21 protein-coding genes are annotated in these 23,626 nt (G+C 52.1%); 12 read left to right on the top strand and 9 right to left on the bottom strand.

The window, feature by feature from the left end; all coding sequences use genetic code 11:
* Positions 1-282: 282 nt before the first annotated feature.
* Together lysP and yieE are read right to left on the bottom strand one after the other, a co-directional pair.
* Entirely contained in the window at positions 283-1,752 is a 1,470-nt protein-coding gene (lysP, locus tag J4728_RS05970) for a lysine-specific permease (protein ID WP_000534999.1), read from the bottom strand.
* Between the two features lie 189 nt (positions 1,753-1,941).
* Positions 1,942-2,805: a DNA-binding transcriptional regulator YeiE gene (yieE, locus tag J4728_RS05965; RefSeq protein WP_000548316.1), complete on the bottom strand. Its 864-nt coding sequence runs from the start codon at positions 2,803-2,805 to the stop codon at positions 1,942-1,944.
* A 120-nt stretch (positions 2,806-2,925) separates the two neighbouring features.
* Here yieE and J4728_RS05960 point away from each other — a divergent pair, with 120 nt between their 5' ends.
* Both J4728_RS05960 and nfo read left to right on the top strand, forming a co-directional pair.
* On the top strand, positions 2,926-3,975 hold the full coding sequence (locus J4728_RS05960) for a YeiH family protein (RefSeq protein WP_000137966.1): 1,050 nt from the start codon (positions 2,926-2,928) through the stop codon (positions 3,973-3,975).
* A 78-nt stretch (positions 3,976-4,053) separates the two neighbouring features.
* Entirely contained in the window at positions 4,054-4,911 is an 858-nt protein-coding gene (gene nfo, locus J4728_RS05955) for a deoxyribonuclease IV (protein WP_079917712.1), read from the top strand.
* A 64-nt stretch (positions 4,912-4,975) separates the two neighbouring features.
* On the opposite strand, the gene fruA is transcribed toward nfo, so the two are convergent.
* Genes fruA through fruB form a run of 3 tightly spaced genes read right to left on the bottom strand, consistent with a single transcriptional unit; the run spans position 4,976 to position 8,749 of the window.
* Positions 4,976-6,664, bottom strand: coding sequence for a PTS fructose transporter subunit IIBC (gene fruA / locus J4728_RS05950; protein WP_000854409.1), 1,689 nt, complete (start codon positions 6,662-6,664; stop codon positions 4,976-4,978).
* 16 nt (positions 6,665-6,680) lie between these two features.
* Positions 6,681-7,619, bottom strand: a complete 939-nt coding sequence (gene fruK, locus J4728_RS05945) for a 1-phosphofructokinase (RefSeq protein WP_000091249.1) — start codon at positions 7,617-7,619, stop codon at positions 6,681-6,683.
* A complete protein-coding gene (gene fruB / locus J4728_RS05940) occupies positions 7,619-8,749 on the bottom strand; it encodes a fused PTS fructose transporter subunit IIA/HPr protein (protein ID WP_000487287.1) in 1,131 nt (376 codons plus the stop codon). The genes fruK and fruB overlap by 1 nt, the downstream gene beginning before the upstream one ends.
* Before the next feature lie 368 nt (positions 8,750-9,117).
* Here fruB and setB point away from each other — a divergent pair, with 368 nt between their 5' ends.
* A complete protein-coding gene (gene setB, locus J4728_RS05935; protein ID WP_208211405.1) occupies positions 9,118-10,299 on the top strand; it encodes a sugar efflux transporter SetB in 1,182 nt (393 codons plus the stop codon).
* 63 nt (positions 10,300-10,362) lie between these two features.
* Here the strand turns inward: setB and J4728_RS05930 are convergent, their stop codons facing one another.
* The 3 genes from J4728_RS05930 to J4728_RS05920 form a co-directional block, all read right to left on the bottom strand.
* Positions 10,363-11,028: a GNVR domain-containing protein gene (locus tag J4728_RS05930; protein ID WP_023180837.1), complete on the bottom strand. Its 666-nt coding sequence runs from the start codon at positions 11,026-11,028 to the stop codon at positions 10,363-10,365.
* A gap of 1 nt (position 11,029) precedes the next feature.
* Positions 11,030-11,152: a membrane protein gene (locus J4728_RS05925; protein WP_001519564.1), complete on the bottom strand. Its 123-nt coding sequence runs from the start codon at positions 11,150-11,152 to the stop codon at positions 11,030-11,032.
* A gap of 387 nt (positions 11,153-11,539) precedes the next feature.
* Positions 11,540-11,794: a YkgJ family cysteine cluster protein gene (locus J4728_RS05920; RefSeq protein ID WP_001523448.1), complete on the bottom strand. Its 255-nt coding sequence runs from the start codon at positions 11,792-11,794 to the stop codon at positions 11,540-11,542.
* A 323-nt stretch (positions 11,795-12,117) separates the two neighbouring features.
* Between J4728_RS05920 and yeiP the strand changes: the two genes are divergently transcribed.
* From yeiP to yejF, 9 genes are all read left to right on the top strand, one after another.
* A complete protein-coding gene (yeiP, locus tag J4728_RS05915) occupies positions 12,118-12,690 on the top strand; it encodes an elongation factor P-like protein YeiP (RefSeq protein WP_001136822.1) in 573 nt (190 codons plus the stop codon).
* 212 nt (positions 12,691-12,902) lie between these two features.
* Entirely contained in the window at positions 12,903-13,889 is a 987-nt protein-coding gene (locus tag J4728_RS05910) for a CobW family GTP-binding protein (RefSeq protein ID WP_000169346.1), read from the top strand.
* Between the two features lie 29 nt (positions 13,890-13,918).
* Positions 13,919-14,638 carry a phosphatase PAP2 family protein gene (locus J4728_RS05905; protein WP_000178095.1) on the top strand — a complete coding sequence of 240 codons (720 nt, stop codon included), beginning with the start codon at positions 13,919-13,921 and terminating at the stop codon, positions 14,636-14,638.
* A gap of 413 nt (positions 14,639-15,051) precedes the next feature.
* Positions 15,052-15,624 carry a bifunctional murein DD-endopeptidase/murein LD-carboxypeptidase gene (gene mepS / locus J4728_RS05900; RefSeq protein ID WP_000241015.1) on the top strand — a complete coding sequence of 191 codons (573 nt, stop codon included), beginning with the start codon at positions 15,052-15,054 and terminating at the stop codon, positions 15,622-15,624.
* Between the two features lie 324 nt (positions 15,625-15,948).
* Entirely contained in the window at positions 15,949-17,505 is a 1,557-nt protein-coding gene (locus tag J4728_RS05895; protein ID WP_000957751.1) for a cyclic di-GMP phosphodiesterase, read from the top strand.
* 106 nt (positions 17,506-17,611) lie between these two features.
* A complete protein-coding gene (locus J4728_RS05890) occupies positions 17,612-19,417 on the top strand; it encodes an extracellular solute-binding protein (protein WP_000561742.1) in 1,806 nt (601 codons plus the stop codon).
* Positions 19,418-19,426: 9 nt separating this feature from the next.
* Positions 19,427-20,521, top strand: a complete 1,095-nt coding sequence (locus J4728_RS05885; protein WP_000501623.1) for a microcin C ABC transporter permease YejB — start codon at positions 19,427-19,429, stop codon at positions 20,519-20,521.
* Positions 20,521-21,546 (top strand): ABC transporter permease, encoded by a 1,026-nt coding sequence (locus tag J4728_RS05880; protein ID WP_001137761.1) that lies wholly within the window; start codon positions 20,521-20,523, stop codon positions 21,544-21,546. The genes J4728_RS05885 and J4728_RS05880 overlap by 1 nt, the downstream gene beginning before the upstream one ends.
* A 1-nt stretch (position 21,547) precedes the next feature.
* Positions 21,548-23,137 (top strand): microcin C ABC transporter ATP-binding protein YejF, encoded by a 1,590-nt coding sequence (gene yejF / locus J4728_RS05875; RefSeq protein ID WP_208211404.1) that lies wholly within the window; start codon positions 21,548-21,550, stop codon positions 23,135-23,137.
* A 3-nt stretch (positions 23,138-23,140) separates the two neighbouring features.
* On the opposite strand, the gene J4728_RS05870 is transcribed toward yejF, so the two are convergent.
* Positions 23,141-23,485, bottom strand: coding sequence for a YejG family protein (locus J4728_RS05870; RefSeq protein ID WP_001094639.1), 345 nt, complete (start codon positions 23,483-23,485; stop codon positions 23,141-23,143).
* Positions 23,486-23,626: the final 141 nt, after the last annotated feature.

The raw sequence follows: 23,626 nt of genomic DNA, 5'->3' as shown, positions 1-23,626 counted from the left end.
CGCCTGCGATAACGGTTATCACGGCGAACTCTTTTTATGCAGGCGAGTCGGGCTCATTAGTGACGGTCGCGCCCGAATCTTCATCCTTTCTGATTTTGAGTGTAACGATAAAGCAAACGATAATAATTATCAATTTAATTGTTAATGATTATGTCATTTGAACCAATCATAAAGAAAAAACAAAAAACCCTCTCGAATGAGAGGGTTAGAAGGGTCAGGTTCAGGCAGTCCGTGCCGGATGGCGGCATAAAGCCTTATCCGGCCTATGACGAGAATACTACGTTACTTTTTAACGCGTTCCGGGAAGTGCATTTCGCTATAGCGCACGAAATGCGTACCTTTTATCAGCTTGTAGCCGAACCAGATAAGCAGGAACAGCGGAATACCGATATAGGTCGCCGCGACGCCGCCCCAGTCGATGGTATCTTTCAGGAACGCTTCATAGTTCTGCCCCAACGTAATAATCAGGCACAGTACAAAGGCGAAAATCGGCCCCAGCGGGAAGAACCCGGAACGGTACGGCAAATCATTCACATCATACCCTTGTATCACGTAACCGCGACGGAAGCGATAATGGCTAATGGCAATCCCCAGCCAGGCGATGAAGCCCGTCATACCGGAGGTGTTCAACAGCCACAGATAGACCGTCTGGTTGCCGAACATTGAGGTCAAAAAGCAAAGACCGGCAATCACGGTGGTGGCATAAAGCGCATTGCGCGGTACGCCGCCGCGGGACAATTTCGCAAAAATACGCGGGGCCTTACCGTCACAGGCCAGGGTGTAGAGCATACGGGTCGAGGCATACATCCCGGAGTTACCCGCAGACAGTACCGCCGTCAGGATAACCGCATTCATTATCGCCGCCGCAGACAACAAGCCCGCATGCTGGAACACTAAGGTAAACGGACTGACGCTAATGTCTTTGACGTCGTTACGCAGCAGGTTTGGATCGGTATAAGGAATGATCAGGCTGATAATCAAAATCGCGAAAACATAAAACAGCAGAATACGCCAGAACACCTGACGCACCGCGCGTGGAATATTCTTCTCCGGGTTTTCAGATTCCCCGGCGGCAATACCAATCAGCTCAGTTCCCTGGAAAGAGAAGCCCACGATCATCGCGACGCCAATCATTGCCGCAAAACCGCCAGCAAAAGGCGCATCGCCCGTCGTCCAGTTGCTCCAGCCGACCGGCTCAACACCTTTAAAGATACCGATAATCATCGCTACGCCAACGATGATGAAGATAATAACGGTCGCGACTTTAATTAACGAGAACCAGTACTCCGCTTCGCCAAAACCGCGCACGGAAATGTAGTTCAGCAAGAAAATGACGCAGAGGAATAGCGCGCTCCAGATCCAGCCCGGCGTGTCCGGGAACCACCAGCCCATCACCAATTGCGCGGCAACCAGGTCAACAGCGATAGTCACCGCCCAGTTGTACCAGTAGTTCCAGCCCAGCGCGAAACCAAAGCCTTCTTCCACATAGTTCTGACCATATGTCGCAAACGAGCCAGATACCGGCATATAGGCCGCCAGCTCGCCAAGACTGGTCATCAGGAAGTAGACCATCAAACCAATCAGAATATAAGAAAACAGCGCGCCGCCTGGCCCCGCCTGAGAAATTGTCGCACCAGATGCAACGAAAAGACCTGTCCCGATGGAGCCGCCAATGGCAATCATCGTCAGGTGACGCGCCTTTAATTCGCGACGTAGCGCGGGCGCTTCTGTGGTTTTAGTTTTGGAACCCATGTGAAAATGCTATCCATCCAAAAAATGAGGCGCGATTGTAACAGACGAAATACTATCCTTCCGACACAAATGCGCGGTTATAAGAGACCTTCATGACCGGCCACGGATTATAAGTAAAGCAGAGAATAACGTATACGTAAGCGGATACTAAAAATGGCGATGCCGCCCGGGCAGCCCTCCTCTTCACCTTTATTCACAGTAACTCAAAAAACGCTGCAACGCGTTAGAAAGATGTTTCTGCCGATGATGAACACGCCACAACGTGCGCACCAGGCGCGGTAACGGCACCGCGACTTCGCCCAGGGTTCCCGCCTGAAGTTGTTCAGCAATCACCCGGCGCGATAAACAGCTTATCCCCAGTCCATGACGCACCGCATGTTTGATCGCTTCTGAATTCCCCAACTCCATCGCCATATGAAAGCGCGGCAAATGCGACAACAGCAAATAATCGACAATTTCCCGCGTACCGGAACCGCGCTCGCGTAAAATCCATGGGGATGCCGCAAGCTGTTCCAGCGTCACCGGCCCCTGCGTCAGCGGCGAGGACGGCGCGGCAAAGACCACCAGCTCATCTTCCAGCCACGGCTCAGAAATAATCTCTGTACTGTGACATGGTCCTTCAATCAGGCCGATATCAACCCGAAAATCCAGCACCGCGTTAATCACGTCCTGGCTGTTTCCCACGCTGAGTTCCAGCGGTAAGGCCGGATAATGCTGGCGATAGCGGGCAATCATGGCGGGTAAAATGTAATTGCCGATGGTGCTACTGGCATAAACCCGTATCGCGCCGTTATCTTCACGAAATAGCTGCTCAATTTCTACCGCTTGCTCCAGCAACGCCAGCGCGCGCGGGTATAACAAGCGCCCATGTTCGTTGACCACCAGCCGTTTCCCCACCCGATCAAACAACTGTACGCCGAGCTGACCTTCCAGATCGGTGAGCGCGGCGCTAACGGCGGACTGCGATAATGACAGCATGACCGACGCCTGGGTTGTTGAACCGCTTTTCAGTACTTCAGCAAACACTTCAAGTTGTCGTAGCGTAATATGCATAGTCGTATCCCACCGATAGCGTTTCACTTACCACTTATAAAGATTAATTATAAATATATAATCAATTTTATTTTTAAACCAGATCACCGTAACCTTATTGTCCATATACAGGAGAAGGTTATGACAGAACTCACCTTGCAGAATCATCGTCGTACAATGTGGCATTTTATACCGGGGCTCGCTCTGAGCGCCGTCATTACAGGAGTCGCCCTGTGGGGCGGCGCTATCCCTGCCGTTGCAGGCGCGGGGTTCAGCGCCCTGACCCTGGCTATCCTGCTGGGTATGGTTATCGGGAATACCGTCTATCCACAAATATGGAAACAATGCGACGGCGGCGTGCTGTTTGCAAAACAACATCTGCTGCGTTTAGGGATTATCCTTTACGGCTTCCGCCTTACCTTTTCACAAATCGCCGACGTGGGCATTAGCGGCATTGTGATTGACGTATTAACGCTTTCCAGCACGTTCATGCTGGCCTGCTTCTTAGGCCAAAAAGTCTTTGGTCTGGACAGGCACACCAGCTGGCTGATTGGCGCCGGTAGCAGTATCTGCGGCGCGGCGGCGGTACTGGCGACAGAACCGGTGGTAAAAGCGGAAGCCAGTAAGGTTACTGTAGCCGTCGCGACTGTCGTTATTTTCGGCACCATCGCTATTTTCCTTTACCCGGCAATGTATCCGCTGCTGGCGCACTGGTTCAGCCCGGAAACTTACGGCATCTATATCGGCTCAACCATGCATGAAGTCGCGCAAGTGGTCGCAGCGGGTCATGCCGTTAGCCCGGATGCGGAAAATGCGGCAGTTATCGCTAAGATGCTGCGTGTCATGATGCTGGCGCCGTTCCTGATCATTCTGGCGGCACGCGTTAAACAGCTTTCACCGGCGACCGGCGCGGAAAAAAGCAAAATTACCATTCCGTGGTTTGCTATTTTCTTCATCGTAGTGGCGATCTTCAACTCTTTCCACCTGCTGCCGAAAGCCGTGGTGGATATGCTGGTGACGCTGGACACGGTGCTGCTGGCGATGGCAATGGCGGCGTTGGGTCTGACCACTCACGTTAGCGCATTGAAAAAAGCGGGGGCGAAACCGCTGCTGATGGCGCTGGCATTATTCGCCTGGCTGATTATTGGCGGTGGCGCCATTAACGTCCTAATCCATAGCCTTATCGCATAAATTATTACGTTTCACGCCTGTTAACCCGTTATCATAGCGTTCGTAATGAACCGTTAGCGGGTTTAACAGGAGTCTTTTATGAAATACATCGGAGCGCACGTCAGCGCTGCTGGCGGTCTGGCTAACGCCCCTGCCCGCGCGGCTGAAATTGGCGCAACGGCCTTTGCGCTTTTCACAAAAAACCAGCGTCAGTGGCGTGCCGCCCCCCTTACTCCCCAGGTCATTGATGACTTTAAAATCGCCTGTGAAAAGTATCATTTTTCAGCGACGCAAATCCTTCCCCACGATAGTTACCTGATTAATCTGGGCCATCCGGTCAGTGAAGCGCTGGAAAAATCACGCGATGCCTTTCTCGATGAAATGCAACGCTGTGAACAACTCGGCTTAACCTTGCTTAATTTTCATCCCGGTAGCCATCTGATGCAGATTGCACAGGAGGATTGCCTGGCGCGGATCGCGGAATCTATCAATATTGCCCTCGCGCAGACCGAGGGCGTTACGGCGGTTATCGAAAATACAGCCGGTCAGGGCAGTAATCTGGGGTTTGAGTTTGAACAGTTAGCCGCCATCATCGACGGCGTGGAAGATAAGTCGCGCGTTGGCGTCTGTATCGATACCTGCCATGCCTTTGCCGCCGGATATGATCTGCGTACGCCAGAGGCGTGCGAAAAAACATTCGCCGAATTCGGGAAAATTGTCGGATTTCAGTATTTGCGCGGAATGCACCTGAACGACGCCAAAAGCGCCTTCGGTAGCCGCGTTGACCGCCATCACAGTCTGGGTGAAGGCAATATCGGCCACGATGCGTTTCGTTGGATTATGCAGGATGGGCGTTTTGACGGTATTCCGCTGATACTGGAGACCATCAATCCTGATATCTGGGCGGAAGAGATTGCGTGGTTAAAAGCCCAGCAAATTGCCGAAGCGATGGCCTGACGCTCAATGTTCTTCAGGCAATAAAAAAGGCAGAGCGCGCTCTGCCTTTTTTAGCGTGTTTCTCTTATGCCGCTTTTGCCGTGACTTCCGTCTCCGGACGTTTCAGGACGGCATAAGCCAGCCCTGCCACCAGCGTACCGGCCACAATTGCCAGCAGGTATCCCAATACCGGCGTAATTGCGCCTGGGATAAGCAGAACAAACAGACCGCCATGCGGCGCCATCAATTTTGCGCCTACCGCCATAGAAATGGCCCCGGTCAACGCGCCGCCAACGATACAGCACGGCAGTACACGCATCGGGTCGCGTGCCGCAAACGGAATAGCGCCTTCAGTGATAAAGCACAGCCCCAGCACCAACGCCGCTTTACCGCCTTCCTGCTGCGCTTTGTCGAACTTACGGCGCGCCACCATCGTCGCCAGACCCAGCGCTAACGGCGGTACCATACCTGCGGCCATGATCGCCGCCATCGGCGCGTAAGTTTGCGTACTCAGCAGACCAACACCAAACGCATACGCCGCTTTGTTCACCGGGCCACCCATGTCGGTACACATCATCCCGCCGAGAATCGCGCCCAGCAGCACCGCGTTTGCCGTCCCCATGGTTTGCAGCCAGTGGGTGAGCCCTTCCAGAATCCCGGCAACCGGTTTACCGATCAGGTAAATCATCGCCAGCCCCACCACCAGACTGGAAATTAACGGGATGATCAGGATTGGCTTCAGCGCTTCCATACTTTGCGGAAGTTTCAGTTTGGTACTGATAAGCTTCGCCATATACCCGGCAAGGAAGCCGGCAATGATCCCGCCGATAAAACCGGAACCGGTGCTAACCGCCAGCATACCGCCAATCAGACCTGGCGTAAGGCCTGGGCGATCCGCGATGGAGAAAGCGATATAGCCCGCCAGTACCGGCACCATCAGCGCAAACGCCGAACCGCCGCCAATCTGCATCAGCGCCGCCGCCAGCGTGTCCGGCACCTTAAAGGCTTCAATACCAAAGGCGAAGGAAAGCGCAATACACAGTCCCCCGGCAACCACCATAGGCAGCATGTAAGAAACGCCCGTCAACAGATGCCGGTATGCGCCAGCGCTCTCTTTCTTCCCTTCGGTCGCCGCTTGCGATGCCTTACCCGCCGGTTGATACGGCGTCGCTTCCGCTACGGCTTTATCCAGCTCCTGCGCCGTCTTTTTCAGCGCCAGGCCGGTCGACGTGCGGTACATCGGGAGACCGGCAAACTTCGCCAGATCCACTTCGATATCCGCCGCCACAATCACTAAATCCGCTTCCGCCACCTCTTCCGGGGTGATGGCATTGCCGGCCCCCACGGAGCCGCGCGTTTCGACTTTTACCCACCAGCCGCGTTTTTTCGCTTCTGTTTCAATGGCTTCAGCCGCCATAAAAGTATGAGCGACGCCGGTCGGGCAGGCCGTTACCGCGACCACGCGTTTCGGACCGCCGCTCGCCGCAGGAGCAGCCGCAGCAGGGGCGCTGTAAGGGGTCGCATGGCTTTTGGCTTCACTCAGAAACAGTTCCGGATGCGCGACGGCGCGACCAATATCCCCCAGCCAAACCTTTTTGCCGTTCAGAGCATTGTCGTTCGGCAGAGATTCGCCCAGCACGATCGCCAGCTCAGCATCATTCGGATTGTCGATAATTTCCAGATTTGCTTTATGCGCCGCCGCTCCAAGCAGGGTTTTCGCCATGTAAGCGCGAGCCTGGCCGAGATTAGCGTCAATTATCAGCAGCGTTTTCATTATGCCTCTCCTGCTGTCAGTTAAACGGTTGTAAGTCGACACGCGCCATCATTGCGGCCAACTGAGGACGATCGGTAATACCCACATTGCTCTGGCTGACCGCCAGCGCGGCAACCGCCGTCGCCAGACGCAGCGTATGTTCGCTGGACTCGCGCATCAGCAGGCCGTAAATCAATCCGCCAACCATGGAATCGCCTGCGCCGACGGTACTTACCACGTCCACTGCCGGTGGTTTAGCGATCCATTCTCCTGAGGCGTTAACCCACAGCGCGCCTTCCGCCCCCAGCGAAATCACCACATGAGCGATACCCTGTTCGCGTAACGCGTGCGCCGCATCAATTACATCTTTCATTTCCGGGAGCTTACGACCCGCCCAAATTTCCAGTTCGCGGCGATTCGGTTTCACCAGCCACGGCGCAGCTTTAAGACCGGCGACTAACGCTTCACGGCTACTATCAAAGATAATGCATGGACACTGGCTGCGCAGACGCGTCATCCAGTCGGTGAACGCTTCCGGACTCACGCCAGCCGGTAAGCTACCGCTGACGCAGACCATATCGAACTGGCCCAGCCAGCTCAGGGAGTCGTTAACAAAGCGTTCCCAGTCTGCGGGGGTCACGTCAAAGCCGGAAAAGTTGAAGTCGGTCACTTCGCCATCTTTTTCCGTCAACTTCACGTTGATGCGGGTCCGGCCCTGAACCACCTGAAAGCGGTTAGCGATGCCCAGTTCGCTGAATAATTGCTGAAAACCGTCCTGGTTATCTTTACCGAGAAAACCGCCGACGGTGACGTCGATGCCTAAGTCTTTCAGCACTTTGGCAACGTTAATGCCTTTGCCCGCCGCGTGCAGACCCGTGGTTTTCACCAGGTTCACTTCGCCGCGTTCGATTTCAGGGCAAAACCCAACCAGATCGTAAGCCGGATTAAGGGTAATGGTGGCAACACGCCTGCTCATTATGCGCCCTCCCCGAGACCGGCGGCGATCGCATCGCCAATCGCTTTCAGCGCCTGTTCAGCATCTTCACCCTGCGCGGTAAAGCGCAGACGATGGCCTTTCTTCACGCCTAACGCCACCACTTTCATCAGACTACGTCCGTTTGCCGGTTTGCCGGTTCCATCAAGGTTTGTCACGGTAATTTCACTGTTAAATTGTTTAATCGTATTCACCAGCATGGTGCCCGGACGGGCATGGAGACCATGCTCATTACGCACTACAAATTCCGCGCTCAGTACGTCATCCGTCAGCGCATCATCACTGGTCAGCAACGCCAGCAGCGTCGCGGCGTCAGCGCTCAGCAGACGATCGGCTTTATTGTTCAGCAACAGGTCGCCGAGGCGTTTTAGCACGGCAATCGGCTGCTCATCGTTCATCGCGACAGTGACTAATAAGGCTGCTTTTTCACCCTCTACGTCAAACGCCTGGGTCGCACGGCTTACCGCAACAGCGCTGCGCAAATTGCCTTCCGCGCTGTCGTTCAGCCAGATGCCTTGTCCCAGATTCATCGGACTATCGTTAATCGTTTTTGCGACGAACGCCGCATCAACCGCTCCCGCCTCTTTCAGACGCGCCGCATTTAGCGCCTGCAATGTGACCAGCGAGCTGGCGATGACATCCAGCGTCATCGTCTCGTTATCAAGTTTTAATTGTTCACTTTGCTTCTCGCCCATCAGCAATGCGCGCAGCTCTTCCGCCGTTGTCGCGGATTTCAGCTGTTCAGCCACGGAGTCATCGCTTAGCACATGCGTCAGCTGACGCAGCAGGCCGAGGTGTTCGTCCGAACTGGCGGCAATACCAATCGCCACGTAGGCGACCTGGCCTTCTCCCCAGGTAACGCCCTGCGGGAATTGAAAGACCTGGACGCCGGTTTTCAGCACCTGATCGCGCGTGTCTGTTGTGCCATGGGGAATCGCAATACCATTGCCAAGAAAGGTCGAGGTTTGCTGTTCGCGCGCCAGCATACCGTCAACATAGCCGCCCGCCACATTCCCCGCCTGCGCTAACGCGGCGGCGATTTGCCGAATGGCCTCTTCTTTATTTCCGGCCTGCTCGCCCGGATGAATGTCCTGAACCGATAACTGGAACATGTGTCTCCTCTCCTGCTGAATTGAAACGATTCAGCCACTATGAGAAAAAAAGCGCCAATCTGAGTTATCAAAAAAACCAGATCTCGCTGAAACGTTTCAAGAAGTCTGGATCTTTCTGCTTCAGCACGCAAGAAAAGTTACCGGTTTTGTAGCAATTTTTTGAGGTGAAGCACATTTTTTCTCCAACAGACCCTCAATAGCTGACGCATAAAAGGCTTCAGCTTTTTTCTTTCAGCTTGCGTCAGCACGCCCTGGTAACAAACTGGAATGCTATTTTGATTTTTCGTGTCGATTTTGATTCAGACGCCTGTTTATTTTCTGACGGGCAGCGTAAACTCCGCCTCTCTTCACACCACTGATATAGAAACATGCACAACAGTCCCGCCGCCGCTGCGCCTAAATCGTTTGACCTGACGTCTACCGCCTTTTTGATCGTCGCTTTTCTCACCGGTATTGCCGGTGCGTTACAGACGCCGACGCTCAGTATTTTTCTGACGGATGAGGTTCACGCCCGTCCCGGCATGGTGGGTTTCTTTTTTACCGGCAGCGCGGTTATCGGCATTATCGTGAGCCAGTTTCTGGCGGGTCGCTCAGATAAAAAAGGCGATCGCAAAAAACTGATCGTTTTCTGTTGCGTGCTGGGCATGTTGGCCTGCGTGTTGTTTACCTGGAACCGCAACTACTTTATTTTGCTGTTCATCGGCGTCTTTCTCAGTAGCTTCGGCTCTACCGCCAACCCGCAGATGTTTGCGCTGGCCCGAGAACATGCCGATCGTACAGGTCGTGAAGCGGTGATGTTCAGCTCAATCCTCCGCGCCCAGGTCTCATTGGCCTGGGTCATTGGGCCGCCGCTGGCCTATGCGCTGGCGATGGGTTTTAGCTTTACGGTGATGTATTTGAGCGCGGCGGTAGCTTTTATCGTCTGCGGCGTCATGGTGTGGTTCTTTTTACCGTCAATGCGCAAAGACGCGCCGCTGGCGACCGGCACGCTGGAAGCACCGCGTCGTAATCGCCGCGATACGCTGTTGCTGTTTGTCATCTGTACGTTAATGTGGGGAACTAACAGCCTGTATATCATTAATATGCCGCTGTTTATCATCAATGAGCTGCATCTTCCGGAAAAACTTGCAGGCGTGATGATGGGCACCGCCGCCGGGCTGGAGATTCCCACAATGCTGATTGCAGGTTACTTCGCCAAACGGCTGGGAAAACGCCTGTTAATGTGCATCGCCGTTGTCGCCGGACTGTGCTTTTATGCGGGTATGCTGCTGGCGCACGCACCGGCAACGTTGCTCGGCTTACAGTTGCTGAACGCGATTTACATCGGCATTCTTGGCGGGATTGGCATGCTCTATTTTCAGGATCTCATGCCAGGCCAGGCGGGTTCAGCCACCACGCTGTATACCAATACCATTCGCGTCGGCTGGATCATTGCCGGTTCGCTGGCGGGAATCGCCGCAGAAATCTGGAATTATCATGCGGTCTTCTGGTTTGCGTTAGTCATGATTGTCGCCACCATGTTCTGCCTGGCGCGTATTAAAGATGTTTAACTTGCAAGCCTGATACTTTTACTCTTCGACACATTCAGCGCAGAGTTTATCTCTGCGCAATGTTCATGCGCGGTCATTCATTGTCTTTTTCTCAAAACGATATTCTGTAAGCGCCCTCCTACATAAAAGACCGGTTATTGAGAAAATTACGCCCATCAGTCCGCAAAGAACCAACACCAGCCGCATCTTATATTTTGGTGTGACAGCAACATCTATCACTTCAATGTTAGCATTATTTTTAACCGCCTCCGACAACAAGGATAGCTTTGTATATGTTTCCGTTTGTAACATATTTTTATGCACGCTATAACGTTTAATGTCACCATCATCGATATACCATGCTGCCATTTTATCGACGCTATTTTTCAGGGTGGAAATAATATTATTGACGCTTTCTTCCCTCCCCTGCGCCTTAAAAAGGACAAGCTGATTTTTCGCGTCAAAACTTATTTTATTTTTATATTCCGTAGGCAAGAAACGGCTAAACTGGTTAAGGATAACCGTTGTTTTACATTGAATATCATTAGTATAGCCACATAACGCATAGGTAGCAGGCGTATCCAGATTAGGTTTGATTGTCATACTCACAACCTTTGTATCATGCTGCACGCTCACAAAAACATAGCCAATGGCAACAAAAATAAAGGTAGCGATCATGATACTTAGCCATTTTCTTATAAGGAATAAGGAAACGTCGACTAAATCAATTTCACTATTTTCTCCCCGCATTTCACATCCCTTTTAAAACGCTAATAGTCAACCCGAATACTGAAATAACAAAAAGCAACACCAGCGTAAAAATAAACGCCCTAGCTGCGAACGTATATTTCTTCATAAGATAAAACCCACACATAAGAATTCGAGTATTTTAAAGGAAAATAACAATACATTCACACTGGTTATATCGATCGGTAAATACATCAATGATAGATATAAACTATCAAATTCATGATATCGATCGTTATAAATAATTAAAATCGATCAAAATTCCTCTTTTTAATAGATAAAAACTATCATATAAATAAAATTGATCGTTTTTGTTTTATGTGACGGTTCATTCGGTACACGTTCAGGCACCAACGGGGTTGAGCGGCGACATCTACCGCTTCAGAAGCCACGAAATAAGGGAATCATGTATTACGCTATTTAATGGTAAAAGGAGGTAATTTGAGGCGCAGCTTTTGCAGACTATTTCGGGATATAACGTAAGCCCCTGCACGTTTATCAAAAACGGCATAGCTCATGGTAAGGTTTTCTGTTCGAGTTCCAGCAAATAAATAATGGCCTCTTCCCGGGTCGTTAAACACATGTCCCCTGTCGGTTGCAAACCAGAGCACACTTTTGGGCGTAAAGGCGAGCCAAAGATAAGACACAAGTTATCTTCCGAAAGCTGCACGCATCTGGTATTCATCGGCTTGCCATTCGGCATTCCGGGTATCGGCGACGAAATTGAAGGCGCAATACAGCAAGCGCCACAACCGCTACGACAGTCCATGCTCAGCCCTCTATTTATAACCAAATGAAAGATAACAGAATTTGTCCAAAGAAAAATCCAGATTTAAAATGTAGACGTCATCATGATCAGGCCTGCCCTCAGACATTCCGAAGACAAGGCTGGAAACAGAAGGGACAACACAGCACACTTCCCCCCTCCGGGCGACATGCCATCGCGTATTCTCGTTGAACGCGGAGCGGAAAGCGGGCGAACAGTATCACCTTTTTTGCACCAGCAAAAGTGACAATTCCACTTGCCTGGACGGCCCGGCGCGAGTAGTTTTACGCGATATTTTAGATAATCTCTACAACAGGATCTCCTCGATGCCAAGAGCGAACGAAATCAAAAAAGGTATGGTACTGAACTACAACGGCAAATTGCTGATTGTGAAAGATATCGACATTCAGTCGCCTACCGCCCGTGGCGCCGCCACACTGTATAAAATGCGTTTTTCCGATGTCCGCACCGGTCTGAAAGTGGAAGAACGTTTCAAAGGCGACGATATCGTTGATACCGTCACCCTGAGCCGTCGCGGCGTTGACTTTTCTTATGTCGATGGCAACGAATATGTGTTCATGGATAAAGAAGACTATACGCCGTATACCTTCACCAAAGATCAGATTGAAGAAGAGTTGCTGTTTATGCCTGAAGGCGGAATGCCGGATATGCAGGTTCTGACCTGGGACGGCCAACTGCTGGCGCTAGAGCTTCCGCAGACTGTGGATCTGGAAATCGTCGAAACCGCGCCGGGTATTAAAGGAGCGTCCGCCAGCGCACGTAACAAACCCGCGACATTAAGCACCGGTCTGGTGATTCAGGTTCCCGAATACCTGAGCGCAGGTGAGAAAATCCGCATTCATATCGAAGAGCGCCGTTATATGGGGCGCGCGGATTAAGTTTCGCATTTTTCGGCTGCGCCCCAGGGCGCAGTCTGACCCTTTTCTTTATTGACTGTTCTGCACCAGGCAAGAGAAACGTTAAAAATTTAACATTTTCTGCTCTTAAGATGGCAGAAGCACGACTTCGTCAACTCAGCACTTCTCTTTTTCACGTTTATTCGCCAGGATTATTAAAAGTTGTTATGTTGTATCAATATTCTGGAGCTGACGTGACCAAAACCAATCTTATTACTGGATTTCTCGGTAGCGGAAAAACCACCTCTATCCTTCATTTATTAGCTCATAAAGATCCGGCTGAAAAGTGGGCCGTCCTGGTTAATGAATTTGGTGAAGTGGGTATTGACGGCGCGCTGCTTGCCGACAGCGGCGCACTGCTAAAAGAGATCCCCGGCGGCTGCATGTGCTGCGTCAATGGATTGCCTATGCAGGTGGGGCTCAACACGCTGCTGCGCCAGGGCAAACCTGACCGGTTGCTGATTGAACCAACCGGACTGGGGCACCCAAAACAGATTCTGGATTTATTAACTGCGCCGGTTTATGAGCCGTGGATTGATTTACGCGCTACGCTCTGCATCCTTGACCCTCGCCTGCTACTGGACCAACAGAGCGTCGCCAATGAAAATTTCCGCGATCAGCTCGCCTCAGCCGATATTATCATCGCCAATAAGACCGATCGCGCCACGGCGCAGAGCGATGCCGCCCTGCAACAGTGGTGGCGACAGTACGGCGGCGATCGTCAACTGATTCATGCCGAACATGGACAGATAGACGATAAGCTTCTGGATTTACCGCGACAAAATCTGGCGGAACTGCCGGCCAGCGCCGCGCATTCTCACACTCATGCCAGTAAAAAAGGACTCGCCGCGCTAAATCTGCCCGCACAGCAGCGCTGGCGACGCAGCCTCAATAGCGGACAGGGTCATCAGGCCTGCGGCTGGATTTTCGATGCCGATACCGTGTTTGACACCATTGGCCTACTCGAATGGGCGCGTCTGGCGCCGGTGGGCCGGGTGAAAGGCGTTATGCGCATACAAGAGGGGCTGGTACGCATCAATCGCCAGGGCGATGACCTGCACATCGAAACACAGAGTGTCGCGCCGCCGGATAGCCGGGTTGAACTTATCTCAAACACAGAAACCGACTGGAATACGTTACAGACGGCCTTGTTGAAGCTTCGTTTAGCGACACACGCGTAAGGTTGCCACCGTTTAAAAACTATGGCGAAATGACGATGAAAACCCGCTATTCCTTGATAATTCTGCTTAATGCCGCCGGTCTGGCGCTGTTTTTGTCATGGTATCTTCCCGTCAATCACGGCTTCTGGTTCACCATTGATTCCGGCATATTCCACTTCTTTAACCAGAAACTGGTGGAAAGCCACGCGTTCCTCTGGTGGGTCGCTATTACCAATAATCGGGCGTTTGACGGCTGTTCGCTGCTGGCGATGGGCGGACTGATGCTCAGTTTCTGGCTAAAAGAAAACGCATCGGGCCGGCGGCGCATTGTGATAATCGGATTGGTCATGCTGCTAACAGCGGTGGTGCTTAACCAACTCGGTCAGGCGCTGATCCCCGTCAAGCGCGCCAGCCCAACGCTCTCTTTTGAGCATATTTATCGCGTCAGCGAGTTGCTGCACATCCCGACAAAAGACGCGTCAAAAGACAGTTTCCCAGGCGATCACGGTATGATGCTGCTGATATTTTCCGCCTTTATGCTGCGTTATTTCGGCAAAACGGCGGGGATTATCGCCCTTATTATATTTGTGGTTTTCGCGTTTCCGCGCGTTATGATTGGCGCTCACTGGTTCACCGATATTGTGGTCGGGTCGCTCACGGTTATTTTGATTGGCCTCCCCTGGTGGCTGATGACCCCGCTCAGCGACCGGGCGATAGCGCTTTTTGAGAATTATCTCCCGGGCGGAAATAAACAAATTTTAAACAAATAACCTATGTAATTAACATTACCTTCAGCGATAGTTTTACATCGTTGAAGGTAATTTATGATGATATTCCCCCAGCCCATCATTTTTCGGTCATATTATTCCTCTGCAAAATGAACAGTTTGCCCGATTTTTAAACGATTTGCGCTTAATTTGACCCGTGCTGATAGTTCACTTTTCGTATCATAAATTCTTATAAAAAATCACGCGAAATCGCTCGCAATGACAGCAACAATCGGGTAATCTCAAACTCGTTTTGCCTCGCCAGATAATTATTCTCATTGCGAATAAATTTGTGCGTTCCGCCACAGATTTGTGCACAAAGAATTGTCTCAAGCTGTGCAGGTAATTAGTCTCATCACGTTTGGCATTTTTATAACGATATTTATCGTTAAGGACTTCAAGGGAAAACAAACAACATGGTCAAATCTCAACCGATTTTGAGATATATTTTGCGCGGGATTCCTGCGATTGCAGTTGCGGTTCTGCTTTCTGCTTGTAGCACAACCACCAATACCGCAAAGAATATGCATTCTGAGACGCATGCTGTGGGCAATAGCGATAGCTCTTCACTGCAAGCCTCTCAGGATGAATTTGAAAATATGGTGCGTAACCTCGACGTTAAGTCGCGGATTATGGATCAGTATGCTGACTGGAAAGGCGTGCGTTACCGCCTGGGCGGCAGCACTAAGAAAGGCGTCGACTGTTCCAGCTTTGTACAGCGCACCTTCCGTGAACAGTTTGGTTTAGAGCTTCCGCGTTCAACCTATGAACAGCAGGAAATGGGCAAAGCGGTTTCACGCAATAACCTGCGTACGGGCGATCTGGTTCTGTTCCGCGCCGGCTCCACTGGTCGTCATGTCGGTATTTATATCGGCAATAACCAGTTTGTCCATGCGTCTACCAGTAGCGGCGTCATTATCTCCAGTATGAACGAACCGTACTGGAAAAAACGCTACAATGAAGCGCGTCGAGTTCTGAGCCGCAGTTAATCTTCATCAGGCAGCACCTCCCTTGGCTTACCTGATGAGACGACATAAAAAGCACTGCTTCAGCAGTGCTTTTGCTTATTATCCCTTCTGAACCCGTTTTGCCGAATGGCGACGTGTCGCCTCTTATCCAGCCTATAACACACGAATGTAGGTCTGATAAACATAGCGCCATCAGACATTCAGGTCGTTTCCCCCAACGGCTACTGCGACAATACGCTTTCCTGCACATCACGAAAAGCATGACTATCCGGGGTAATCCAGGCTATAGTCTTATAAATCAACCAGTTTAACCGGCATCCGCCTTTTCAGGTCACACCAGGAATTATGCTTACACGCGACTCCTCTTCCGGTCGGAAAATCCTGCTTACCTGTATCATTACGGGGATAGCGGCAGCATTACTTATTGGTAGCCTGCAATTTTTCCTGTCGTGGCATAAACGGGATGTTAAATACAATACGCTCCTTTCTGATGTACAACATTACCTGGCCAGCTATTTCGCCGACCTGAAAGCCACCACCGATATTCTTCAGCCGTTGACGATCAACACCTGTCAGCAGGTTGGCGCAGAACTCACCTCAAGAGCCGCTTTTAGCCTTAATGTCCGCGCCTTCTTATTGATTAAAGATAAAAAAGTGTTCTGCTCTTCCGCCACTGGCGCCATGAATATGCCGCTTCAGCAACTGGTACCGGATATAGATATCCGCAAAGACGTTGCTATGGCGATTCTGCCCGGCACGCCAATGATGCCCAACAAACCGACAATGGTGATTTGGTATCGAAACCCATTATTAAATGACAGCGGCGTATTCACATCGCTGAATATTAACCTGACGCCCTACTTACTCTATACCACGCGCCAGGACGATTTTAACGGCATCGCGCTGATTGTCGGCAATACCGCGCTGTCGACCTTTTCTTCGCGTCTGCTGACCGTCGCGGAGCTGCCGGGCACGCCATCACGACAGGCAACTATCAACGGCCTGCCGCTTAAAATACAGCTTTATGCCGATAGCTGGACCTACAATGACTTGTGGTATGCGTTGATGCTGGGCTGCATTAGCGGCATCGTAGCAGGGTTTATCTGTTACTTTATCTATGCCCTCCGGACGCGACCGGGCAAAGAGATTTTAACGGCGATCAAACACGAGCAGTTTTATGTGGTTTATCAGCCCGTCGTCGATACTCGTACGCTGAGCGTCACCGGACTTGAAGTCTTACTGCGCTGGCGTCACCCTACGGCAGGAGAGATTCCGCCGGATGCCTTTATCCACTATGCCGAAGCGCAGCAACTTATCGTACCGTTAACGCAGCATCTGTTCGAGCTGATCGCCCGCGACGCGCCCACGTTACAGAAGGTGATGCCCGTCGGTGCCAAATTTGGCATTAACATCGCGCCGGAACATCTGCACAGCGACAGTTTTAAAGAGGATATGCACCGGCTCAGGGACGCCCTGCCCGCGCACCATTTTCATATCGTGCTGGAAATCACTGAACGCGATATGCTCCAGCAGTATGAAGCGGCCAAACTGTTCGAATGGCTGCATTCCGCCGGGTTTGAAATCGCTATAGATGATTTCGGTACAGGCCATAGCGCCCTGATTTATCTGGAGCGATTTACTTTAGATTATCTGAAAATCGATCGCGGTTTTATCCAGGCGATCGGCACGGAAACCGTCACGTCGCCGGTTCTGGATACCGTGCTGACGCTCTCCAGACGCCTGAATATGCTGACGGTGGCCGAGGGCGTTGAAACGCCGGAGCAGGCCCGTTGGCTACGCGATCACGGTGTTAATTACTTGCAGGGGTACTGGATTAGCCGTCCTTTACCCCTTAAAGATTTCGTGCTGTGGATGTCGGCGCCTTCCGTGCCTGAATGGTAGTCCCCTTACGGTTTTAACGGATTCACATCAGACGCAACGTCACTTATTATTCAGCGAAACGCCTGCCGGTTTGCAGCGGGCAATACGATAAGGAAACCGCCTTCAGATGATTGCGCGCGTAATGCTTCTGCTTGTCGCACTGGTTAGCGCTGGCGCCCAGGCCCAGGAAATCAAAGAAAGCTACGCTTTCGCCGTACTCGGCGAACCTAAGTATGCTTTTAACTTTGATCACTTTGATTATGTGAATCCTGCTGCGCCGAAAGGCGGTCAGATGACGCTTTCCGCCATTGGTACGTTCGATAATTTCAATCGCTATTCGCTGCGCGGCAATCCCGGCGTACGTACCGAAGCCCTTTACGATACGCTTTTTACCACCTCGGATGATGAACCCGGAAGCTATTACCCGCTGATTGCCGACCATGCCCGCTATGCCGCCGACTATTCCTGGGTGGAAATCTCGATTAACCCCCGCGCTCGTTTTCACGATGGCACGCCCATTACCGCCCGCGATGTGGCCTTTACCTTTCATAAGTTTATGACCGAAGGCGTACCGCAGTTCCGTCTGGTCTATAAAGGTACTACCGTGAAGGCGATTGCGCCTTTAACCGTGCGAATTGAGCTGGCGAAGCCTGGTAAAGAAGACATGCTTAGTCTGTTTTCATTACCGATCATGCCCGAAAAATTCTGGAAAAATCACAAGCTCAGCGATCCGCTTTCAACGCCGCCCTTAGCCAGCGGCCCATACCGGATTACTCAGTGGAAAATGGGCCAGTACATTGTCTATTCACGCGTCAAAAACTACTGGGCGGCTAATCTGCCGGTCAATCGTGGACGTTTTAACCTCGACACTATCCGCTACGATTACTACCTTGATGACAATGTCGCTTTCGAGGCGTTTAAAGCGGGCGCATTTGATCTACGGCTGGAAAACGACGCTAAAAACTGGGCAACGCGCTACATCGGTAAAAATTTCGATAATCATTACATCATTAAAGAAGAGCAGAAAAACGAGTCGGCGCAGGACACACGCTGGCTGGCCTTTAACATTCAGCGCCCGGTATTTAAAGACCGGCGGGTACGTGAAGCTGTCACCCTGGCCTTCGATTTTGAGTGGATGAATAAAGCGCTGTTCTATAATGCCTGGAGCCGAACCAACAGTTACTTCCAGAATACCGAGTACGCCGCCAGAAATTATCCTGACGCCGATGAGCTGGTATTACTCGCGCCGATGAAAAAAGATCTTCCTCCTGAAGTCTTCACTCAGATCTATCAGCCGCCGGTCTCTAACGGCGACGGCTACGATCGCGAAAATCTTCTTAAAGCTGACGCCTTGTTGACGCAGGCCGGATGGGTGATCAACGGACAGCAACGGGTCAATAGCGTCACCGGTAAGCCTCTGACGTTTGAACTTCTCCTTCCTGCCAGCAGTAATAGCCAGTGGGTTCTGCCCTTCCAGCATAATCTTCAGCGTCTGGGCATTACGATGACTATCCGTCAGGTTGATAATTCTCAGCTCACCAACCGGATGCGCAGCCGCGACTATGACATGATGCCGAGGCTATGGCGGGCGATGCCCTGGCCCAGCTCCGATCTACAAATCTCATGGGCGTCGGAATACATTGACTCCAGTTATAACGCTCCCGGCGTACAAAGCCCGGTGGTGGATAAACTGATCGCGCAAATTATCGCAGCGCAGGGTGATAAAGCGAAACTGGTGCCGCTGGGACGGGCGCTGGATCGCGTGCTGACCTGGAACTATTACATGCTGCCGATGTGGTATATGGCGCAAGACAGGCTCGCCTGGTGGGATAAATTCTCCCATCCGGCGATTCGCCCGGTATATACCATCGGGTTAGATACCTGGTGGTATGATGTCAACAAAGCCGCCAAACTACCGGCAGCCAGGAGGTAGTAAGAATCAATGGGCGCCTATCTTATCCGCCGTCTGTTACTGGTGATCCCCACGCTATGGGCCATTATTACCATTAACTTTTTTATCGTGCAGATCGCTCCCGGCGGCCCTGTCGATCAGGCTATTGCCGCGATTGAATTTGGCCAGGGCGGCGCGTTGCCCGGCGCCAGCGGCGAAGGCGTTCGCGCCAGTCATGCGCAAACCGGCGTCGGCAATATCAGCGACAGCCATTATCGCGGCGGCCGGGGACTCGATCCGGAGGTGATCGCGGAGATCACCCATCGCTACGGCTTCGACAAACCGCTGCATGAGCGTTATTTCAAGATGCTACGGGACTATCTCTCTTTTGACTTCGGCGACAGTCTGTTTCGCAGCGCATCCGTACTAACGCTGATCAAAGATAGCCTTCCCGTCTCCATTACCCTGGGATTATGGAGCACGCTGATTATTTATCTGGTGTCTATCCCGCTGGGGATCCGCAAAGCCGTCCATAACGGCAGTCGCTTTGATGTGTGGAGCAGCGCGTTTATCATTATCGGTTATGCGATCCCCGCCTTTCTGTTCGCTATTTTATTAATCGTCTTTTTTGCCGGCGGCAGCTACTACGATATCTTTCCGCTACGTGGCCTGGTCTCCGCCAACTTTGACACGTTACCGTGGTACCAGAAAATCACCGATTATTTGTGGCATATTACGCTACCGGTGTTGGCGACCGTCATCGGCGGTTTTGCCGCCCTGACGATGCTGACGAAAAATTCGTTTCTCGACGAGGTGCGTAAACAGTATGTCGTTACCGCTCGCGCTAAAGGCGTGAGTGAAAAAAACATTCTCTGGAAACATGTTTTTCGTAACGCCATGCTGCTGGTGATCGCCGGGTTTCCCGCCACTTTTATCAGTATGTTTTTCACCGGCTCGCTGCTAATTGAAGTCATGTTCTCGCTCAACGGCCTGGGGCTGCTGGGTTATGAAGCAACCGTTTCGCGCGACTATCCGGTGATGTTCGGCACGCTTTATATCTTTACCCTGATTGGCTTATTACTGAATATCCTGAGCGATATCAGCTATACGCTGGTCGATCCACGCATTGATTTTGAGGGACGATAATGCCGCGATTAAGCCCGGTCAATCAGGCCCGCTGGGCGCGTTTCCGCCATAATCGCCGGGGCTACTGGTCACTATGGATTTTCCTGGTCGTGTTCAGCCTGAGCTTATGCGCGGAACTGATTGCTAACGATAAGCCATTGCTGGTGCGCTATGAAGGCCAGTGGTATTTTCCGCTGGTAAAAAATTACAGCGAGCGCGATTTCGGCGGCCCGCTGGCGACAACGGCAGATTATCAGGACCCCTGGCTACAACGGCAGCTTGAGAATCGGGGCTGGGTGTTGTGGGCCCCCGTACGCTTTGGTGCCAATACCATTAATTTTGCCACCACGCAGCCTTTCCCCTCCCCGCCTTCGGCGAAAAACTGGCTGGGCACCGATGCGAATGGCGGCGACGTTTTCGCCCGCATCCTGTACGGCACCCGCATTTCTATTTTATTCGGCCTGATGTTAACGATTTGCTCCAGCGTCATGGGCGTACTGGCGGGCGCGCTACAGGGCTATTATGGCGGCAAAGTCGATTTATGGGGACAACGTCTCATCGAAGTCTGGTCGGGAATGCCGACCCTGTTTCTGATTATTTTACTTTCCAGCGTAGTGCAGCCTAACTTCTGGTGGCTGCTGGCCATAACCGTACTGTTTGGCTGGATGAGTCTGGTGGGCGTAGTGCGCGCCGAGTTTTTACGGACCCGCAATTTTGACTATATCCGCGCCGCGCAGGCGCTTGGCGTCAGCGATCGGGACATTATCCTGCGCCATATGTTGCCTAATGCGATGGTCGCTACCCTGACATTTTTACCGTTCATTTTATGTAGCTCCATCACCACCCTGACGTCGCTGGATTTTCTGGGATTTGGTCTGCCGCTTGGCTCCCCTTCTCTCGGCGAACTTCTTTTACAGGGGAAAAACAACTTACAGGCTCCCTGGCTGGGGATCGCCGCCTTTCTGTCTGTCGCCATTCTGCTATCGCTGCTGATTTTTATCGGCGAAGCGGTACGCGACGCCTTTGATCCTGCTAAGGCGGTATAAGATGACATCTCCATTGCTTGCGATTGAAAATTTATCGGTAGGTTTCCGTCAGCAACAGCACGTGCGTCCTGTCGTTAACGCCATTTCGTTACAGGTGAACGCCGGGGAAACGCTGGCGCTGGTCGGCGAGTCCGGGTCAGGAAAAAGCGTGACGGCGCTTTCCATTCTGCGTCTTTTGCCTACCCCTCCCGCCGTCTACCTCTCCGGCGATATTCGCTTTCACGGCGAATCATTGCTTCATGCCAGCGAGCAGACGTTACGCGGCGTGCGCGGCAATAAAATCGCCATGATTTTTCAGGAACCGATGGTTTCACTTAACCCACTGCATACGCTGGAAAAACAGCTCTATGAAGTGCTGTCGCTCCATCGGGGAATGCGTCGGGAGGCGGCAAGGGCGGAGATGATCGGTTGTCTGGATCGGGTCGGTATCCGCCAGGCGAGCCAGCGTCTGCGCGATTATCCGCATCAGCTTTCCGGCGGCGAACGCCAGCGCGTCATGATAGCCATGGCGCTGTTAACACGGCCGGAATTACTGATCGCCGATGAGCCGACCACCGCTCTCGACGTCTCCGTACAGGCGCAGATTTTATCTCTACTGCGGGAACTCCAGCGCGAGCTCAATATGGGATTGCTGTTTATCACCCATAACCTCAGCATTGTAAAAAAACTGGCGGATTCAGTGGCGGTAATGCAACACGGCAAGTGCGTAGAGAACCAACGCGCCGACACGCTGCTCTCCGCGCCGACCCATCCGTACACGCAAAAACTACTCAACAGCGAACCCACAGGCGATCCGGTTCCGCTCCCCGCCGGGCAGACGCCGTTGCTGGAAGTGGACAGGCTGCGCGTCGCCTTCCCAATCCGCAAAGGCATTCTGAAGCGCGTCGTGGATCATAATGTGGTGGTTAACAATATCAGTTTCACCCTGCATCCAGGCGAAACGCTGGGTCTGGTCGGCGAGTCAGGATCGGGAAAAAGCACCACCGGTCTGGCGCTGTTACGGCTTATCCGCTCCGAAGGCCGCATCGTGTTTGACGGTCAATCACTGGATACGTTAAACCGCCGCCAGCTTTTACCTATTCGCCACCGTATCCAGGTCGTATTCCAGGATCCGAACTCATCGCTAAACCCGCGTTTAAACGTGTTGCAAATTATCGAAGAAGGCCTGCGCGTCCACCAGCCTACGCTTTCAGGCGCGCAGCGCGAACAGCAGGTGAAAGCGGTCATGATGGAAGTCGGCCTGGACCCGGAAACGCGGCATCGTTACCCCGCTGAGTTTTCCGGCGGCCAGCGTCAACGTATCGCCGTCGCCAGGGCGCTGATTTTAAAACCGTCGCTTATTATTCTGGATGAACCGACCTCATCGCTGGATAAAACCGTTCAGGCGCAGATTCTTGCCCTCCTGAAATCGCTCCAGCAAAAGCACCGTCTGGCCTATATCTTCATTAGCCACGATCTGCATGTAGTACGCGCGCTGTGCCATCAGGTTATCGTGCTGCGGCAGGGGGAGGTGGTTGAACAGGGGCAATGCGAGCGCGTGTTTACCGCACCGCAACAGGCCTATACGCGTCAGCTACTCGCGTTAAGCTGACGCCTAAAAAGGATTATTGTTAGAAAAAGGTTCCGCTATCGCCACGCCGAAATTTTTCAGCCGACAGGTGGCGGCAAACTCATCCTGACGATTAACGAACAGGCACGGTTCCCCTTCGCACTCCAGCACGGAGCAAGGAACTTCAATATCGCTTAGCGCCTGACTGAGCTTATGCATCACTGACCACGCGCTATCGCCTGCCGGACTCAACAGTTTAAGCGCCACCAGACTATTCTCGGTGCTCTGCCCGTTTTGCGGAATCGGTTCAACCTTTGACCCCGCAAAACCCGCCGACCAGCGATAGTTTTGCGGCAGACGGTGAACAATTGAGAGCTGTAATGTATTCACTTTCTTTCCCCGGAAGCACAATTACTTCACAATTTACTTACATTTATATTAACACATCATTGACAACCCGTCCTTAAACAGATTGCTAACGCCCTTCTCTCCGTCAGTGGCTCTACAGCAAGCGGGAGTTAAAATAGTTTT

This window comes from Salmonella sp. 32070601201500089SM (genome assembly GCF_017573605.1).
Lineage (GTDB): Bacteria > Pseudomonadota > Gammaproteobacteria > Enterobacterales > Enterobacteriaceae > Salmonella > Salmonella enterica.
Note: the sequence above shows the minus strand (reverse complement) of the source record. Positions and strands in the feature narration are given on the sequence as shown.